The sequence below is a fragment of the Pseudomonas sp. PGPPP4 genome, assembly GCF_002256045.1.
Taxonomy (GTDB): Bacteria; Pseudomonadota; Gammaproteobacteria; order Pseudomonadales; family Pseudomonadaceae; genus Chryseomonas; species Chryseomonas oryzihabitans.
On sequence record NZ_NKID01000005.1, the window covers coordinates 285,243 to 301,668 of the forward strand.

General features: G+C 65.4%; 17 protein-coding genes and 1 tRNA gene. 10 read left to right on the forward strand and 8 right to left on the reverse strand.

Features of this window, described 5'->3' with window-relative positions:
• Positions 1-19 precede the first annotated feature (19 nt).
• Positions 20-1,873: a pyruvate kinase gene (locus CFE50_RS12060; protein WP_286733776.1), complete on the reverse strand. Its 1,854-nt coding sequence runs from the start codon at positions 1,871-1,873 to the stop codon at positions 20-22.
• 212 nt (positions 1,874-2,085) lie between these two features.
• Here CFE50_RS12060 and nadA point away from each other — a divergent pair, with 212 nt between their 5' ends.
• Positions 2,086-3,144: a quinolinate synthase NadA gene (gene nadA, locus CFE50_RS12065; RefSeq protein ID WP_286733883.1), complete on the forward strand. Its 1,059-nt coding sequence runs from the start codon at positions 2,086-2,088 to the stop codon at positions 3,142-3,144.
• A 17-nt stretch (positions 3,145-3,161) separates the two neighbouring features.
• Here nadA and CFE50_RS12070 read toward each other — a convergent pair whose 3' ends face one another.
• Positions 3,162-4,601, reverse strand: coding sequence for a M48 family metalloprotease (locus tag CFE50_RS12070; RefSeq protein WP_267407482.1), 1,440 nt, complete (start codon positions 4,599-4,601; stop codon positions 3,162-3,164).
• A gap of 95 nt (positions 4,602-4,696) precedes the next feature.
• Between CFE50_RS12070 and CFE50_RS12075 the strand changes: the two genes are divergently transcribed.
• Positions 4,697-4,951, forward strand: a complete 255-nt coding sequence (locus CFE50_RS12075; protein WP_007162768.1) for a sulfurtransferase TusA family protein — start codon at positions 4,697-4,699, stop codon at positions 4,949-4,951.
• Here CFE50_RS12075 and CFE50_RS12080 read toward each other — a convergent pair whose 3' ends face one another.
• Positions 4,952-5,425 (reverse strand): peroxiredoxin, encoded by a 474-nt coding sequence (locus CFE50_RS12080; RefSeq protein ID WP_286733781.1) that lies wholly within the window; start codon positions 5,423-5,425, stop codon positions 4,952-4,954.
• A 22-nt stretch (positions 5,426-5,447) separates the two neighbouring features.
• The gene (locus CFE50_RS12085) at positions 5,448-6,008 is read right to left on the reverse strand and encodes a glycine cleavage system transcriptional repressor (protein WP_007162770.1); all 561 of its coding nucleotides are present in this window, start codon (positions 6,006-6,008) and stop codon (positions 5,448-5,450) included.
• Between the two features lie 154 nt (positions 6,009-6,162).
• Between CFE50_RS12085 and dapA the strand changes: the two genes are divergently transcribed.
• The 6 genes from dapA to CFE50_RS12115 all read left to right on the forward strand — a co-directional run bounded on the left by dapA (position 6,163) and on the right by CFE50_RS12115 (position 11,316).
• Positions 6,163-7,041 carry a 4-hydroxy-tetrahydrodipicolinate synthase gene (gene dapA, locus CFE50_RS12090; RefSeq protein WP_286733782.1) on the forward strand — a complete coding sequence of 293 codons (879 nt, stop codon included), beginning with the start codon at positions 6,163-6,165 and terminating at the stop codon, positions 7,039-7,041.
• A 14-nt stretch (positions 7,042-7,055) separates the two neighbouring features.
• Complete coding sequence (gene bamC, locus CFE50_RS12095) at positions 7,056-8,240, forward strand: NlpB/DapX family lipoprotein (protein WP_286733784.1); 1,185 nt, start codon at positions 7,056-7,058, stop codon at positions 8,238-8,240.
• Complete coding sequence (locus CFE50_RS12100) at positions 8,179-8,937, forward strand: MBL fold metallo-hydrolase (protein ID WP_017640332.1); 759 nt, start codon at positions 8,179-8,181, stop codon at positions 8,935-8,937. Before bamC ends, CFE50_RS12100 begins: the two co-directional genes overlap by 62 nt.
• 157 nt (positions 8,938-9,094) lie before the next feature.
• Positions 9,095-9,805 (forward strand): phosphoribosylaminoimidazolesuccinocarboxamide synthase, encoded by a 711-nt coding sequence (gene purC, locus CFE50_RS12105; protein ID WP_007162774.1) that lies wholly within the window; start codon positions 9,095-9,097, stop codon positions 9,803-9,805.
• A gap of 80 nt (positions 9,806-9,885) precedes the next feature.
• Positions 9,886-9,975, forward strand: a tRNA-Ser gene (locus tag CFE50_RS12110).
• Between the two features lie 870 nt (positions 9,976-10,845).
• Positions 10,846-11,316 (forward strand): hypothetical protein, encoded by a 471-nt coding sequence (locus CFE50_RS12115; protein WP_064307200.1) that lies wholly within the window; start codon positions 10,846-10,848, stop codon positions 11,314-11,316.
• Between the two features lie 21 nt (positions 11,317-11,337).
• On the opposite strand, the gene CFE50_RS12120 is transcribed toward CFE50_RS12115, so the two are convergent.
• Both CFE50_RS12120 and CFE50_RS12125 read right to left on the reverse strand, forming a co-directional pair.
• Complete coding sequence (locus tag CFE50_RS12120; RefSeq protein ID WP_017640335.1) at positions 11,338-11,544, reverse strand: carbon storage regulator; 207 nt, start codon at positions 11,542-11,544, stop codon at positions 11,338-11,340.
• A gap of 88 nt (positions 11,545-11,632) precedes the next feature.
• A complete protein-coding gene (locus CFE50_RS12125; RefSeq protein WP_286733792.1) occupies positions 11,633-11,893 on the reverse strand; it encodes a hypothetical protein in 261 nt (86 codons plus the stop codon).
• A 260-nt stretch (positions 11,894-12,153) separates the two neighbouring features.
• Between CFE50_RS12125 and CFE50_RS12130 the strand changes: the two genes are divergently transcribed.
• Positions 12,154-13,722 (forward strand): catalase, encoded by a 1,569-nt coding sequence (locus tag CFE50_RS12130; RefSeq protein ID WP_286733794.1) that lies wholly within the window; start codon positions 12,154-12,156, stop codon positions 13,720-13,722.
• Between the two features lie 71 nt (positions 13,723-13,793).
• Here CFE50_RS12130 and rfbD read toward each other — a convergent pair whose 3' ends face one another.
• Complete coding sequence (gene rfbD / locus CFE50_RS12135) at positions 13,794-14,678, reverse strand: dTDP-4-dehydrorhamnose reductase (RefSeq protein WP_286733795.1); 885 nt, start codon at positions 14,676-14,678, stop codon at positions 13,794-13,796.
• Positions 14,679-14,927: 249 nt separating this feature from the next.
• On the reverse strand, positions 14,928-15,773 hold the full coding sequence (locus CFE50_RS12140) for a sigma-54-dependent transcriptional regulator (RefSeq protein WP_286733797.1): 846 nt from the start codon (positions 15,771-15,773) through the stop codon (positions 14,928-14,930).
• Positions 15,774-16,031: 258 nt separating this feature from the next.
• Between CFE50_RS12140 and CFE50_RS12145 the strand changes: the two genes are divergently transcribed.
• Positions 16,032-16,424, forward strand: a complete 393-nt coding sequence (locus CFE50_RS12145) for a hypothetical protein (protein ID WP_286733799.1) — start codon at positions 16,032-16,034, stop codon at positions 16,422-16,424.
• Positions 16,425-16,426: the final 2 nt, after the last annotated feature.

A 16,426-nucleotide genomic window follows, 5' to 3' on the forward strand; every position in this document is an offset into this window, starting at 1 on the left:
CCGACCGGTCCTGGGCGGATCAGCCCGCCCAGGGCGAGGCCAGTTCCAGCTTGCGCAGCATCTGGCGCTTCTTGCTGTTGTAGCCCTGCATCCGCACCAGCAATTCATCCAGGGTGGCGACCGCCTTGAGGATGTGCGGGCCCTTGTTGAGCATCACGCATTCGGCTCGGACCCCGGTGGCGGCATCGGTGATCTCGGCGCGTGAAGGCGAACCCTTCTTGGCCAGATTCTCCAGTACCTGGGTCGCCCAGATCACCGGCACGTGGGCCGCCTCGCACAGGCAGAGGATGTCTTCCTGCAGCGCCGCCAGGCGCTCGAAGCCGCCTTCCACCGCCAGGTCGCCGCGGGCGATCATCACGCCGAAGCCGCCGCGCCGCATGCCGGCCAGCAGCAGTGCGGGAAGGTTGTCGAAACCGCGGCGGGTCTCGATCTTCAGTACCACACCCAGGTGCTCGGCCCGCAGGCGCTCGAGTTCCGCGAGCAGCGCCCGGACGTCGTCGGCGCTGTTGACGAAGGACATCTCGATGGCGTCGGCATGCTCGGCGGCAAAGGCCAGGGCCGCGAGGTCCTGTTCGCCCAGCGCTGCCAGCCGCAGGTTGCTCTGGGGAAAGTTGATGCCCTTGTCGCCCTTGAGCTTGACGCCGCCCGGCGCCTGGGTGATGCGGATGTGCAGCGCATCCTGATCGGCGCCTTCGATCACCCCGCCGATCTTGCCGTCGTCGAACCAGACCGGCTCGCCACCGCGCACGTCGGCGAACACCTGGGGCAGGGTGCAGCCCAGGGTGGCGGGTGTCAGCAGGCGACCGCCACTGTCCTGGCTGGCGGGTCGGCCGGGGGTCTGGTCGGCGGTCAGGATGAGCAGGTCGTCCTCGGCGAGGCGCAGGGCACCCGGCTGCGGGGCGAAGTCGCCGATGCGGCTGTGTCTCTTGCGCCCCTCGCGCGCGACGCTCAGGCGCAATCCGGGCGCGAGGTAGGCGGTCTTGCTCGCCTCCGCCCAGCAACCGCGGTCGCCGACCTCGACCACCGTCCAGCGTCGCTGCGCCTGCCGGGTGTCCACCAGGCGGATGCGGTCGCCCGGCTGCAGATCTTTCAGCCAGCGTTCGCCCACCTGGAGACTGGCGGCGGCCGGAGAGGGCGCCGGTCGCGGCTGGCGACGGCCGGTCAGCCAGATCCGCGCCGGCTGGCAGACACGGCCCTGGGCATCGCGTTCGGGTTTCACCTTCTGCACCGCCGCGCCCGTGGCGATGGGTCCGGTACGCAGCTTGGGGCCCGGTAGGTCCATGAACACCTTGCAGGGCCGGTCCAGCTCCGCGCTGGCCCGGCGCACGTGCTCGATCATCCGTTTCCAGCTGGCCGGTTCGTCGTGGGCGCAGTTGATGCGCACGCAATCCATATGCGCCGCGAGCAGATCCCGCACCAGCGAATAGTTGTCCGCGGCCTCGCGCGGCAGGGTGACCATGATGCGCACCTCCCGCTCGGCGGCGGGAGTGCCGAACAGCATGCGGGCGTGATCCGCCAGCGGGTTGGCGGCTCGCGCCATGGGGCGGGCCGCCGGGCTCTCGCCGAGCAGTCGCTCCAGGGTGTTGATAAGGGTTGCCACGGTCGGCAGCACCGCGGCTTCGGAACGCCCCAGCGACGACAGCCCCAGGGCGGACAGGCGCAGCTGCAGGCCGTGCAGGTCGCCCTCGCGCAACGCCAGATAGGCGAGCAGGTTCTGGGCGCTGGCGAGATAGGCAGGATTGAGCGCCTGGCGATCCAGGCGCGGATCCGCGCTGGCCTGGTGCAGGGCATCCTGGAGGGCGCGCAGTTCAGCGAGGAGGGGAGCGAGATCGTGATCGGAGGTCCGGGAACGCGAGGTCGAACGGGGCGGCACGATAGGTCTCCAGCAGCGGGGCCTGGCGAGACGCTCGCCGGGCGTTCCTGTCTCGGACCCATGGCCGCCGCAGAAGTGAAAAGCCAAGTGTTGCCAGACATTAGCGGCAGATGGCCACTCGGCGCGCAGGCCGCCGCCGGCGCCCATAGGGACTCGGCGAGGATGCTGCTATGATGCGCGGCCTTGACGACCCCCGTTTTCAGGTACCCGCCATGGTGCAGATTTCCGAACGTCTCCTGGTCCAGGCCCATCTGGCCGCCAAGCAGCCCAAGGCGCTCGGGCCGGACGAGATCGCGGCCTACAAGACCGCCATCGCCCGCGAGCTCAAGGCGCAGAACGCGGTGCTGCTCGCCCACTACTACACCGATCCGCTGATCCAGGCGCTGGCCGAAGAGACCGGCGGTTGCGTCGCCGACTCCCTGGAGATGGCCCGCTTCGGCAATCGTCATCCGGCGTCCACCGTGGTGGTGGCTGGGGTCAAGTTCATGGGCGAGACGGCCAAGATCCTCAATCCGGAAAAGCGCGTGCTGATGCCGACCCTGGAAGCCACCTGCTCCCTGGACCTGGGCTGCCCGGTGGACGAATTCTCCGCCTTCTGCGACCAGCATCCCGAGCGCACCGTGGTGGTCTACGCCAACACCTCGGCCGCGGTGAAGGCCCGGGCGGACTGGGTGGTCACCTCCGGCTGCGCGCTGGACATCGTCGAGCACCTGATGGACAACGACGAGACCATTCTCTGGGCTCCCGATCGCCACCTGGGTCGCTATATCCAGCGCGAGACCGGTGCCGACATGCTGCTCTGGGAAGGCTCCTGCATCGTCCACGAGGAATTCAAGGCGAGCCAGCTGGAGGACCTCAAGCGGCTCTATCCGGAAGCGGCCATCCTGGTGCATCCGGAGTCGCCCGAGGCGGTGATCGAACTGGCCGACCATGTCGGTTCCACCAGCCAGATGATCAAGGCGGCCCAGACGCTGCCCAATCGCCAGTTCATCGTCGCCACCGATCGCGGCATCTTCTACAAGATGCAGCAGGCCTGCCCGGACAAGACCTTCATCGAGGCGCCCACCGCCGGCAACGGCGCCGCCTGCCGCAGCTGCGCGCACTGCCCGTGGATGGCGATGAACACCCTGGAGCGCACCCTCAACTGCCTGCTCGACGGCTCCGGCGAGGTGCTGGTCGATCCGGCGCTCATCCCCCGGGCGGTCAAGCCGCTCAAGCGCATGCTCGACTTCACCCAGGCGCTGCAGCTGAAGGTCAAGGGCAACGCCTGAAGGCGCGGCCCAGGGCGCTAGCGCAGGATCTCTTCGCTCAGCTTGCGCTGGGCGATCATCTCCTGCTGGCGGGCATCGATCCGTGCGGCCAGCTGATAGTTGCTGGCGGCGCGCTGCTTGGCGAAGCCCAGTTGCTGGATGGCCTGGTTGTAGTCACCGGTGAGGGCGAAGTACTCGGCGCGTGCCTGGTGTACGCCGACCAGGTCGCCGGCCTGACCGCGGACGTCCGCCGCCTGATTCCACAGATCCGGATCGATCGGCCGCTGCTTGAGCAGCTTGTCGAGCAGTTGGCTGGCGGCCTTGGCCTGCTTGGTGCGGCCAAGCAGGTCCGCCTGGGCCAGGCTCACCGCCAGATCGTCCGGATAGAGCTCCAGCAGTCGCTGTACGCGTTTCTGGGCGTCGGGCAGGCGATTGGCGGTGATGTCCAGGTCGACCTGGGCGAGGTTGTAGCTGATCTCGTCCGGCGCCTTGCGCAGCAGCGGCGCCAGGGTGTCCCGCGCCTCGTTGAGCTGGCCCTGCTTGGTCAGGCCCATGGCCAGGCCGTAGCGGACCGCGTCGTTGTCCGGGTTTTCCTGCAGCTGGGCTCTATAGCGCTTCACCAGCAGGCCGGCGGTTTCCTCGAAATACATCTGAGCCCGCACCTTCATCAGCTGGAAGCGCTTGCTATCCTCGACGCCGCCCTTGGGAAAACGCTCGGCACGCGCCTGGGTATCGGCGATCCGGCTATCGGTGACCGGGTGGGTCAGCAGGAATTCCGGCGGGGTACGGTCATAGCGATACTGCCGGGCGAGCCGACCGAACATCTCCGGCATGGCGCGCGGATCGTAGCCGGCGCGCTCCAGATTGACGATGCCGACGCGATCCGCTTCCTGCTCGTTGAGCCGGGAAAAGCGCAATTGGCTCTGGATGGCCGCCGCCTGGGTCGAGGCGATGGCGGCGATTCCCGCATCGCCGCCGCCTGCCGCGGCTGCCACGATGCCGGCGAGCAGGGCCGCCATCAGCGGCAACTGCATGCGCTGCTGGTTTTCCACTCCGCGGGCGAAGTGGCGCTGGATGAGGTGACCCAGCTCGTGGGCCATGACCGCCGCGTACTCGGCTTCGGTCTCCGACTTGAGGAACAACCCGCCATTGACCCCGATCACCCCGCCAGGCGCGGCGAAGGCGTTGATCTCGGGATCCTTGATCAGGATGAAGACCAGGCGGTGGTCCTGCAGGTCGCTGGTCTCGGCCAGCTTGTAGACGGTCTGTTCGACGAATTGCTTGAGTTGCGGATCGTTGATGGCCGGGACCTGGCCGCGCAGCATGCTCAGCCAGGCGCGGCCCATCTGAAACTCCTGCTCGGGCGAGACGATCGAAGAGCTGGCATCGCCCAGTGACGGCAGATCGTTCGCCCCCTGCGCCAGATGGGGCGCGGCGAGCAGCGCCAGGGACAGCAGGGCGGGGCGCAGGACGTTCATGGCAAGACTCGTGGCCGCAAAAGGGCTACTTTAGCGGCCCGCCGTCTGGGTGCCTAGCAAACCCGGGCACTGACCTAGCCCCAATGGAGAATCTCATGGCCGATCTGAGCCAACCCTACACCGGTGCGGTGACCGCCCAGCTGGACGCCAGCGGCCTGAGCTGCCCCATGCCGCTGCTCAAGGCCAAGCTGGAACTCAACCGCCTGTCTTCCGGCGAGGTGCTGGCCGTGGTGGCGACCGACGCCGGGTCGCAACGCGACTTCCGTACCTTCGCCAAGCTGTCGGGGCACGCCCTGGTGGGCGAGGAGGTGGCGGGGGAAACCTTCCGCTACTGGCTGCGCAAGGCCTGATCAGGCCTTGTTCAGCGCCTGGGCGGCGGCCAGGACCTCGGCGACGTGCCCGGGGACCTTCACGCCACGCCAGATCTGACGCACCACGCCTTCCCGGTCGATGAGGAAGGTGCTGCGGTCCACGCCGATGTAGTCCTTGCCATAGAGCTTCTTCTGCCGCATCACGTCGAACAGCTGGCAGAGGGTCTCGTCCTTGTCGCTGATCAGCTCGAAGGGAAAGCCCTGCTTGGTGCGGAAATTCTCGTGGGTGCGCAGGCTGTCACGGCTGATGCCGAAGACCTGGGTATCGGCCGCGAGGAACTGCTCGTGCAGATCGCGAAAGCCCTGGCCCTGGGTGGTGCAACCGGGGGTGTTGTCCTTGGGATAGAAGTACAGCACCACCTGGCGACCGCGCAGGCTGGCCGGTGAGACCTCGAGGCCGCTGGTGGCCTGGGCCTGGAAATCCGCAAGCGGTTGGTCGAGGGTCACGCTCATGGGCAGCTCCTTGGGGGGTCCGTCAGTTGCTCTGCGGCCGCCAGGGCTCGATCAGGGCATCGAGGTTGAGGGCGTCGGCGAAATCCAGAAACTGGTCGCGCAGCCAGCTGATCTGGGTACCGGCAGGCAGGGTCACGGTGATGGTGGCGTTGAGCATGGTGCCGCCGGTCTGGGGCGCCTGGTAGGAATCGCAGACCAGGTTCTCCACTTCGATCTTGTGGTCGGCGAAGAACTGGCAGAGCTCGTTGAGGATGTCCGGGCGATAGGCGGCGCTGACATAGACGACGTACGGCAGGGCCTGGGGACGATTCTCCAGGGCGGCGCTGCGGGTGACGCCGACGGTGAAGCCGTGACGCTTGCCGAGGCCGGCGAGGCCGCCTTCGAGGCGCGCCAGGCCGTCCCAGTTGCCGGAGACCTGCAGGATCAACGCGCTGTATTCCCCGTGCCGGCTCAGCCGGCTGCTGACCACCGCGCAGCGGTTGTCCATGCAGCTGCGGTAGAGCACGTTGGTCAGCTCCATGGGGTTGGCGCCCAGCGCGCTGATGACGAGAAATTGTTCGCGAATCGGGGGGGTAGCGGACATTAGGGTTCCTGGCAGGAGGGAGATACAGACTGACAAAGGCGAAAGGGTAGCGAAAAGCGCTCGCGGGGGGAATGCCCGTTGGGGGCGCGTTGCTTGTGCTGGCGCAGAGGCGTCAGTACCATTACCGCTCTCTTTTTCCGGCAGGAGCGGTTGCATGATTGCGGGGAGCATGGTGGCGCTGGTCACCCCTATGGACGCCCAGGGGCGTATCGACTGGGACAACCTGACCAAGCTGGTGGACTTCCATCTCGCCGAAGGCACCGACGCCATCGTCGCGGTGGGCACCTCGGGTGAATCCGCCACGGTCGACGTCGACGAGCACGTTGCCGTGATCCGTCATGTGGTCGAGCAGGTCAAGGGCCGCATCCCGGTCATCGCCGGCACCGGTGGCAATTCCACCCGTGAGGCCATCGACCTGACCCGCGCCGCCAAGGACGCGGGCGCCGACGCCTGTCTGCTGGTCGTGCCCTACTACAACAAGCCGACCCAGGAAGGGCTGTACCAGCACTTCCGCATGATCGCCGAAACCGTCGCCATCCCGCAGATCCTCTACAACGTGCCGGGCCGCACCGCCTGCGACATGCTGGCCGAGACCGTCGAGCGCCTGGCCAAGGTGCCGAACATCATCGGCATCAAGGAAGCCACCGGTGACCTGACCCGCGCCCGTGACATTCTTTCCCGTGTCGGCAAGGACTTCCTGGTCTACTCGGGCGATGACGCCACCGCCGCCGAACTCATGCTGCTGGGCGGCAAGGGCAACATCTCGGTGACCGCCAACGTCGCGCCGCGCGCCATGAGCGAACTCTGCGCCGCCGCCATGCGGGGCGATGCCGACACCGCACGCGCGCTGAACGAACAGCTGATGCCGCTGCACAAGAATCTGTTCATCGAATCGAATCCGATCCCGGTGAAGTGGGCCCTGCATGAAATGGGCATGATCGACGCCGGTATCCGCCTGCCACTGACCTGGCTGAGCTCGCGCTGCCACGAAGTGGTACGTCAGGCCCTGCGTCAGGCGGGAGTGCTGGCGTGATTAGGAAGCAGTCGATGAAACGTGTTCTGGGTTTGACGACGCTGGGTCTGGCCGTGGCCACCGCCAGTGGCTGCAGCTGGGTGTGGGGCGAGCATGGTTATTTCCGCGATCGCGGCAATGACTATCTCGAAGCCCGCGAAACCGGCCTGATGCAGGTGCCGACCGATGTCCAGGCCAAGCCGATGGATCCGCTGCTGCCGATCCCGGCCAACGTGGCCGATACCCAGAATCGCTCCTATGGCTTCGAAGTGCCGAAACCCCAGGCGCTGGCCGTCCAGGGTAGCGGTAACGAGCAGTTCAGCGTGCAGCGCAGCGGCAATGCCCGCTGGCTGGCCGCCCAGAAGGTCCCCGCCAGCGTCTGGCCGGTGGCCCGCCAGTACCTGACCGACAACGGCTTCCGCATCGCCGAAGAGCGCCCGCAGACCGGCGAGATCATCACCGCCTGGCAGGCGCCCACCGAGTTGTCGACGCCACTGGCCCGCAGCCTGAGCACCAACGGCCGCCTGCAGCCGGGCAACGAGCTGCGCACCCGCCTGCGCATCGAGCCGGGCGTGCAATCGGGCAGCAGCGAAATCTTCATCCAGACCCAGACCCGCAGCCAGGGCAGCTCCAGCGAGCCGTCCTGGTCCAGCAGCCAGAACAGCTCGGCGCTCGATGACGCCCTGCTGAATCAGGTGCTGGCCGGCCTGGACCGCAGCGAGCAGGGCAGTGGCTCGGTCTCGCTGCTGGCCGCTGGTGGCTACGACACCCCCGAGCGCGTGACCTACGAGGTCGACGGCAGCGGCGTGCCCATGCTGGTGCTGGAAAGCGATCTGAATCGCGCCTGGTCCAGCGTGGGTCGCGCCATCGAAGGCGCAGACATCCGCGTCGACGACATGGATCGCAGCCTGGGCGTCTACTACGTGAACATCGCCGAAGGCGCGCAGAAGCCCGAAGAGCGCAAGCCGGGCTTCTTCGGCCGCATGTTCGGCAAGGGCGAGACCAAGGAAGAGGAAGACGCCCGCGCACGGCGCTTCCAGGTGCGCCTCACCTCGGTAGGCAACACCGTCCAGGTCACCCTGGACAAGACCATCAACACCGCAGCACCCCAGGACATCGCCGAAGGCGTGCTGAAAAAGCTTCAGACGAGCATGCAGTATGCGCTTCGCAATCCTGGGCAGCGGCAGTCGGGGCAACTCGACCCTGGTGCACAGCCATAACAGCTATGTGCTGATCGACTGCGGCTTCTCCCTGCGGGAAGCCGAACGTCGTCTGGCCCGGCTGGGCGTGGTACCTGCCCAGCTGGACGCCGTCCTGGTCACCCACGAACACTCCGATCACGTGCAGGGCGTCGAGCTCCTGGCGCGCAAGCACGGGGTGCCGGTCTATTACAGCGCCGGCACCGGGCGTGGCCTGCGCAAGCCGGTGGCCGCCCAGGGCCTGCTGGTGGACGGCGAACGGCTGGTGCTGGATGCGCTGGAAGTGACCGTGGTGCAGGTGTCTCATGACGCCCTGGAGCCGACCCAGTTCGTCTTCGACGATGGCCGCAAGCGCCTGGGCGTGCTCACCGATCTCGGCGAGGCCACCCCCGGGGTGCTGGCGCATTACCGTGGCCTGGATGCCCTGGTGATCGAAGCCAATCACGACAGCAACATGCTCGCCGCGGGCCCTTATCCCTATCACCTCAAGGCACGGGTCGGTGGGGTGCGTGGTCACCTCAACAACCGCCAATCGGCCGAGCTGGTGATGGAGCTGGCCTGTCCTGGACTGCAGCATCTGGTGCTCGCCCACCTGAGCGAGAAGAATAACAACCCCTGGCTGGCCCGCGCCTGCTTCACCAACGTGCTGGGTTGCGATGCGGACTGGCTGCAGATCGCCGATCAGCAGCAGGGGCTGGAGTGGCAGGCCATCGCCTGAGGCGCTGACCGGCTTTTCTTTCGCGGTCGGGCGCTGCTGCACGGCCAAAAGATCCACGATCCTATGTAAACTGCGCTTCCCGGCTGTACTCGTCCCGAACCGGTCGTCTCACCTGCGTTCGTCCACAGCCTGCAAGCCCTTCGAACCGGAGTCCAAGATGGAAAAACGCGCAGAACTCTACCGTGGCAAGGCCAAGTCGGTATTCACCACCGACGATCCCGATCGCCTGGTCCTGTTGTTCCGCAACGACACCTCTGCCTTCGATGGCGAGCGCATCGAGCAACTCGAGCGCAAGGGCATGGTGAACAACAAGTTCAATGCCTTCGTCATGCAGAAGCTCGAAGCCGCCGGCATCCCCACCCAGTTCGAGCAACTGCTGGGCGACAACGAATGCCTGGTCAAGAAGCTCGAGATGATTCCGGTGGAATGCGTGGTGCGCAACTTCGCCGCCGGCAGCCTGGTGCGCCGTCTGGGCGTGGAGGAGGGCCTGGAGCTGACGCCGCCGACCTTCGAACTCTTCCTGAAGAACGATGCGCTGCACGACCCCATGGTCAACGAAAGCCATGTCCAGGCCTTTGGCTGGGCCACCCTCGACCAGCTGGCCGAGATGAAGGCGCTGACCTTCCGCATCAACGACATCCTCAAGCAGCTGTTCGACGATGCCGGCCTGCTGCTGGTGGACTTCAAGCTGGAATTCGGCCTGTTCCACGGCAAGGTCGTGCTGGGCGACGAATTCAGCCCGGATGGCAGCCGCCTGTGGGACAAGGAAACCCGCAAGAAGATGGACAAGGATCGCTTCCGCCAGGGTCTGGGCGGCGTGATCGAGGCCTACGAAGAGGTCGCCCAGCGCCTGGGCGTCCCGCTCTAAACGCAAGCCGCTGATACCAGAGCTTTTTTTGCAATTGCTTGTTCGCTTTTGTCCGCATGACTGGTATCATGCGCCGCGTTGGAGAGATGCCGGAGTGGTCGAACGGGACGGATTCGAAATCCGTTGAGTCAGCAATGGCTCCTAGGGTTCAAATCCCTATCTCTCCGCCAAATACGGAAAACCCCGAGTGTGCCAGGCACCTCGGGGTTTTTTATTGCCTGCGGATTGGCTAGTCGACCTTGCGGGTAGGGGACACCGCAGGCATCTGCGCGGTCTCTGCATCGGCTGGGCGAGGAGCGGAGAATTCCTGGATCCGCTGGTAATGGGGCAGCCAGAAACCCAGCTCCAGGGCCTGGGTCTTCTGCTCCAGGGGGGAGAGGGCGTTCAGGCCCTGGCGGATGGCCCGTTCGGCATAGTCGATGGCCGCCAGCTTGCCCGTCGTACGCGCGGGACAGTTTCTGATGGCGTAACGGAGCGCCTCTTGTCAGTCGCTATCCAGGCCAGTCATAAAAGGTCCTTGAGTGGATGAGGGCGTCGTCCAGGCGCTGCCCTGGATAATCACGGCAGCTCCAGGCGCGGCTGCCTGGGCGTCGAGACCGTCCAAGTCCTTGTCAGAGCTGCGATTTCGACCCCCCCCCCTGGCGATTAAATTTGGCCGAATACTAGTTCGCCGCAATCATCTTGCGCAGCCAATATCGGCCCGCCTGATGGGCGGTACCAGAACTTGTACCCTTGTTGTATCCCGCTCTGGAATGGCGGTCTTGCGTGATCTCGAGGCGATAAAGCGGCCGGCAGGCCCAGCGTCCTCTTGTATGGAAGTTGGACGAAGCCGCGGCGCCTCATGACGCCTCCAGGGCCATTTGCGGTAGCTGCGCACCGTCGAGCGGTAGGGGCCAGCGCCCGGGAATGGCTGGACGCCTCAGGCAAATGGAGCGATGCTGGAAAGGCACGCCTCAGCGCGTGCGACCTCCGATGGCCGAGCGGCACGTGGCAGCCATTGGACGGTGGCTTCGGCGCATAATAATAAGAGGAGTCGAGCGATGTTCTACAAGGTCAGCGTGTATTCCCGGCCTGAAGATCGTGGGCTGTTGGTGTGGCGGTGGAAGAAGCAGTTTCTCGGTGAATGGGTGGAGTCGCGTCAGGAGTTCGAGGACTGCGACCATTGCGTCCACCATGCCCTGCAGGATGCCAAAGGGCAGAGCGTTCACCTCGAGACCGATCGCTGCACCCTCTATCGTTACCGCTTCGAAAGCATGCTGCATCAATATGGCAGCTGCTATTGCCTGAGCGGCGGCCGCTCGGCTGAAGCCGTCCTGGATCTCATCGCCCAGATCGAAGAGCGCCACAATGTCATCGTCCTGCGCGACGGCCAGCCATTCTTCGCCCACTATCGAGCGGACCTGCAGGCCGAAGGTACGCTGGCGCCGGAGCTCTGGCAGGGCATTGAATGGCGGGGGCTGGAGGGGCGTTTCGAGTACGTGCGCAACCGCCACTCGCCCTGGTTACGGTAGCGCCGGCCGGTCGGCGGCGACTCAGAAGGGCAGCAATTCCTGCCGCATGACGCTGATGTCGGTCGGCGCCTGGATGCCTACCTGCACGCGGTCGCCCTGCACCTTGAGGATGCGGATGTTGATGCCGCCATTGAACAGCAGATCCAGCACCTGTTCTTCATCGGCCCCCGGTTTCAGGGAAAGATTGATGATTTCGTCGGTGCGACGGGTCAAGACCAGATAAGACATGAGCATCCCTGCCATGATTTCAGGGCGGCGATGATAACCAGTTCCGTCCCTGGTGAGAATCAGTAGGCAGATTGTTGGACTCCGCCGGCTATCTGGCGCGCTGTACGGAGCGACCCCGGCGCCCCAGTTGCCAGCGCCGTCCAACGAACCCCAGAGCGCCCGCGAGGATCACCAGCAGGTTGATGGCATTGGTCGGACCGCTGCCGTGATAACCCGCGAGCAAGGCGATCAGGGTGGTCAGCGCCCAGACGGAGATGGCGGCGGCGACGCCGGCAGCCATTTCGTTAAAATCGGAGTGCCCCACCGGTTTCGAGCAGGGGTGCGGATCGCTTTCGTAGTCTTCTGGCATGGGAAGCTCCGGCTGCTGTTCTTGTTGGAGAGTATCGCCGTGAGTCTTATCGACTGCTGATGAACAGTCTGGATGGGATCGATAGCGCGATCAGCGATTTTTTCCGCCGAACGGACGAGAGGTAGCGATTAGAGCCCCGGGTGGTCAGCGCAAGCGGCCCTGGCGCCGTTTCGTCTCCGGACAGCTCGTCTGACGGCGGACAACTGCCGCGAGCAGGCCCGGTCACTGCAGTGTTCGACGTGACTAGCCTGGAGACCACCATGAGCGACGCCAAGATCACTCTCACGACCCGCCAGGGTCATCCGGTACGGGACAATCAGAGCCTGCGCAGCGTGGGCGAGCGGGGCCCGGCCACGCTGGAAAACTACCAGTTCATCGAGAAGATCACCCATTTCGACCGGGAACGGGTGCCCGAGCGGGTGGTGCATGCCCGGGGTACCGCCGCCCATGGCTGGTTCGAGGCCTATGGCACCATCGGCGACGAACCCGCCAGCCGCTATACCTGTGCCAAGGTGTTGACCAGAGCCGGGGTGAAGACGCCGGTCTTCCTGAGATTTTCCACTGTCATCGGGGCCAAGGAGTCGCCCGAGACCGCGCGCGATCCGCGGGGCTTCGCGATCAAGTTCTATACCGAGGACGGCAACTGGGATCTGGTGGGCAACAACCTGAAGGTGTTCTTCATTCGCGACGCCATCAAGTTTCCCGACATGATCCATGCCTTCAAGCCCGACCCCATCACCAATCGCCAGGAGCCCTGGCGCTTCTACGACTTCGTCCAGCATCACCCGGAAGCGCTGCACATGGTCACCTGGGTAAAGAGCCCCTGGGGCATCCCGGCGGACTATCGGCACATGCAGGGTTCCAGCGTGAACACCTACAAGCTGGTCAACGACCAGGGCGTGGCGGTGCTGTGCAAGTTCTCCTTCGAGCCCAAGCAGGGCATCCGGAATCTCACCAGCGAGCAGGCGGCCGAGATCCAGAAATACGACGTGGGCCATGCCAGTCGCGACCTCTACGACGCCATCGAGCGGGGTGACTATCCCGAGTGGGAGATGTGCGTGCAGATCATGACGGACGAGGCGCACGACGAACTGCCCTTCGATCCCCTGGACGACACCAAGCGCTGGCCGGAAGACCAGTTTCCCCTGCTGCCGGTGGGCCGGCTGGTGCTGGATCGCAATCCCTCGAACGTCTTCGCCGAAACCGAGCAGGCCGCCTTCGGCACGGGGGTGCTGGTGGAGGGCATCGACTTTTCCGACGACAAGATGCTGCAGGGGCGGACGCTGTCCTATTCCGATACCCAGCGCTATCGGGTCGGCGCCAACTATCTGCAATTGCCGATCAACGCGCCCAAATGCCCCTACGCCACCAATCAGCGCGATGGCCAGATGGCGCTGCAGGTGGATCGCAGCGGGAGCAATCCTCACGTCAATTACGAGCCCAGCTCCCAGGGTGGCCTGAGCGAGGCGCCGCGGCCGCAGCACGAGTATCGTCAGTGGATCGAAGGCCATCTGGGGCGCTATCAATCCCGCAAGACGGCTGCCGACTACCAGCAGACCGGCGCGCGCTATCGCAGCTTCGAAGACTGGGAAAGGGACGATCTCATCGCCAACCTGGTCGCCGACATGCAGGCCTGTCCCGAAGACATCCAGTTGCGCATGGTCTGGCACTTCTGGCATTGCGATCCGGACTATGGCACCCAGGTGGCCCAGGGCGCCGGCATCGACCTGGAAAGGGCCAGGGCGCTACCGAATCTGCCGGGCCATCCAGCGCCCAACGAGGACGTGGCTGAACCCACCTACCAGGGTGGCGAACGGGAAAGCCGTTGAGGGGGGGCGCCGTCGCCTGCGGCTGAACTCGAGGCGACCCGGCGGACAGGCGCCGCCGGGGTCCGGCCCGCTCAATTCAGCGTTCTATCGCGTTCGAACCGCGCCCAGCAGCGGTCGAAGTCGGCCTGCCAGTCCGGCAGGGCGTTCGGCAGGACCGCTTCGACCTTGCTGCAATCGAGACACGAATAGAGCGGTCGCGTCGCCGGCGTGGGGTAGTGTGCGGTCGTGGTGGGATAGAGGCGGGCGCGCAGTTCGCCGCGTCGCTCCAGGCGCGCGGCGATGGCGGCGGCGAAGCCGTACCAGGAGGTCTGGCCTGCATTGGTCAGGTGATAGAGACCGCCGACATCGCCGTGTTCCAGCAGACGTTCGACCAGCTGGCGGGTGGCCGTGGCGATCGTGGGCGCCCAGGTGGGGGCGCCGAGCTGATCCTCCACCACATGGAGTTCGTCGCGCTCGGCCAGCAGCTGGCGCATGGTGTTGAAGAAGCACTGGCCATCATGGGAGTAGACCCAGGAGGTGCGCAGCACCAGGGCGCGGCCACCGGCCGCCAGTACCGCCTGTTCGCCTGCCAGCTTGGAGCGGCCATAGACGCTCAGCGGCGCCGGCGCGCAAGCCTCGGTATAGGGCTGATGCCCGCGGCCATCGAAGACGTAGTCGGATGAATAGTGCACGAAGGGGATATCCCGCTCACGCGCCAACTCGGCCAGGATTTGCGGCGCCCGGGCGTTGATCGCCTCGGCACGCTCGATTTCCTCTTCAGCCTGATCCACGGCGGTATAGGCGGCGGCGTTGAGGATGAGGTCGGGTTCCAGCCGGTCGAAGGCCGCGCGCAGTTGCCCGGTTTGGGCCAGATCGAGATCTGCCTGACCCAGCACGGTCAATTGATGGGTGTTACCGAACTCGCGCTGCAAGGCGCGCGAAACTTGGCCGGAACGGCCAGTGATCACAATATTCATGAAAGCATGCCTGAACGTCTTCAGCGGAAGACGTACGTCCTGTCGGTCGATTCCTGAAAAGCCTTGGGCTTTTCCCACACGAGTCAACGTCTGCCGCGCGAGGCGACAAAACGAGGATTCCGGTCATCTTTCCTAGGAAAGATGGCAGCCGCTGGCTATGGCGGAGTGGGCATCGACAGGATGGACAGGGTGGTCATGCTGGGACTCGAGCAAGGGTACGCGGCTAGGACTGCCGTCTGTCGGCAGAGTTCAGCGGGGTACCAGGGACAGTGGCAGCAGCTTGCCAAGCCGGAGTCCTGACGTCGAGGCAGTTAACAGTGCGGTATGGAGAACCTGTTCAAGTTCGCGGATGTTTCCCGGCCAGGGATAGGCGATCAGCGCGGCTTCGTGCTCGGTCGTCAATTCCGGAGGTGTCCGGTCGAGACGTTCGGCATGCAGCCTCAGGAAATGCCGGGCAAGGGGGAGCAGGTCGGCCGGTCGCTCGCGCAGCGGCGGTACCGCCACCTGTCCCGGTGCGAGGCGTTGCCAGAGGCGTTCGTCGAAGTGGCCGGCTGCGACGGCCAGCGCCAGATCGATACTGGAGCCGGCGATCAGGCGGACGTCTACCGCGGTTCGCTGACTGCTGCCCAGCCGCAGGATGCTTCCGTCGGACAGGACCTCGACCAGCTCCTCCTGCAGCGGGCGGGAGAGGTCGGCGATCTCGTCGAGATAGAGGCTGCCCTCGTGGGCGGTACCAAACCAGCCCACCCGGCTGCCCGAGGTGCCGGCATAGGCGCGTGGGACATAGCCAAAGAGTTCGGCCGCACCATGCCGACGACTGAGCGAGGCGCAATCGAGGCTGCTGAACAGGCCGGTGCGGCCGCTGCGCTCGTGGAGCCGTCGCGCCAGCAACTCGCGTCCGGTGCCCCATTCGCCCGTCAGTACCACAGGGGAGGAGTGCGGCGCCAGGGCATCCAGATGCTCGAGCAGCTGCCGCGAACGCGGGTCGGCGAAGGCCAGGGCCTTGGCCCGGATGGTCAGGGAGCTTTGTTGCTCCGCGGGCACGATCAGGAGGTCGGAGGAGAGCGTTGGCATGGCGATATCGCGGGCAGTCAAAGCCTCATCCTAGTGGCTATTTCATATATCTAAAAATAAGCGTTAGCTATTTTTTAATATCAATTAGTTTTTTGGGGCGAACGCGACTCCCTGGCACTCGGCAAGCGGGGAATCCCGGTGCCGGCGAAGAGGTCTCTTGAAGGGCTGGGAGGCTGACTGTCCGGGCGTTCTGGCATGTCGTCCACTCGGCGTCGCCGTCGTCAGGGTGAGGCGATTGGCGCTATCCTGCCGCTCCGGAACGAGAGGAAAAGACGTCACATGGCTTCCTTGCGTGCGCCTTGTCCGCCTGGCGTCTGTACCTGCAAGCGCGACGCCGTGCTGGCCGATCCGGCTGCCGATGCGCGGGCGCTGTTGCTCAATCGCCAAGAGGAACAGCGGCTGCTGGAGCGCCTGGAAAACGTCGCCAGCGTGGCCGATCTGCAGCGCCTGCAACAGCGCCTGCTGGAGCAACTCGGCATCCACCTGGAGATCGAGCCGGGACCGGGAGAGGTACGCAGCGCGCGCGGCATGCTCATCGAGCTGCAGCCACGACCGGGGCTGTGTCGCAAGCTTCATCAGACGATACCGGCGGCGGTGCGCCGCGGTCTCAATCAGCGTCCGGAAGTGCTCTTCGCCCTGCTCAACGCCAACGACCTGCTGCGCGACGCCTGAAC

What these genes read in the sequence shown, in the direction of transcription:
- nadA (WP_286733883.1), top strand. Translation starts at nt 2,086, where the DNA reads ATGGTGCAGATTTCCGAACGTCTCCTGGTCCAGGCCCATCTGGCCGCC.
- CFE50_RS12070 (WP_267407482.1), bottom strand. Translation starts at nt 4,601, where the DNA reads ATGAACGTCCTGCGCCCCGCCCTGCTGTCCCTGGCGCTGCTCGCCGCG.
- CFE50_RS12075 (WP_007162768.1), top strand. Translation starts at nt 4,697, where the DNA reads ATGGCCGATCTGAGCCAACCCTACACCGGTGCGGTGACCGCCCAGCTG.
- CFE50_RS12080 (WP_286733781.1), bottom strand. Translation starts at nt 5,425, where the DNA reads ATGAGCGTGACCCTCGACCAACCGCTTGCGGATTTCCAGGCCCAGGCC.
- CFE50_RS12085 (WP_007162770.1), bottom strand. Translation starts at nt 6,008, where the DNA reads ATGTCCGCTACCCCCCCGATTCGCGAACAATTTCTCGTCATCAGCGCG.
- dapA (WP_286733782.1), top strand. Translation starts at nt 6,163, where the DNA reads ATGATTGCGGGGAGCATGGTGGCGCTGGTCACCCCTATGGACGCCCAG.
- bamC (WP_286733784.1), top strand. Translation starts at nt 7,056, where the DNA reads ATGAAACGTGTTCTGGGTTTGACGACGCTGGGTCTGGCCGTGGCCACC.
- CFE50_RS12100 (WP_017640332.1), top strand. Translation starts at nt 8,179, where the DNA reads ATGCGCTTCGCAATCCTGGGCAGCGGCAGTCGGGGCAACTCGACCCTG.
- purC (WP_007162774.1), top strand. Translation starts at nt 9,095, where the DNA reads ATGGAAAAACGCGCAGAACTCTACCGTGGCAAGGCCAAGTCGGTATTC.
- CFE50_RS12115 (WP_064307200.1), top strand. Translation starts at nt 10,846, where the DNA reads ATGTTCTACAAGGTCAGCGTGTATTCCCGGCCTGAAGATCGTGGGCTG.
- CFE50_RS12120 (WP_017640335.1), bottom strand. Translation starts at nt 11,544, where the DNA reads ATGTCTTATCTGGTCTTGACCCGTCGCACCGACGAAATCATCAATCTT.
- CFE50_RS12125 (WP_286733792.1), bottom strand. Translation starts at nt 11,893, where the DNA reads ATGCCAGAAGACTACGAAAGCGATCCGCACCCCTGCTCGAAACCGGTG.
- CFE50_RS12130 (WP_286733794.1), top strand. Translation starts at nt 12,154, where the DNA reads ATGAGCGACGCCAAGATCACTCTCACGACCCGCCAGGGTCATCCGGTA.
- rfbD (WP_286733795.1), bottom strand. Translation starts at nt 14,678, where the DNA reads ATGAATATTGTGATCACTGGCCGTTCCGGCCAAGTTTCGCGCGCCTTG.
- CFE50_RS12145 (WP_286733799.1), top strand. Translation starts at nt 16,032, where the DNA reads ATGGCTTCCTTGCGTGCGCCTTGTCCGCCTGGCGTCTGTACCTGCAAG.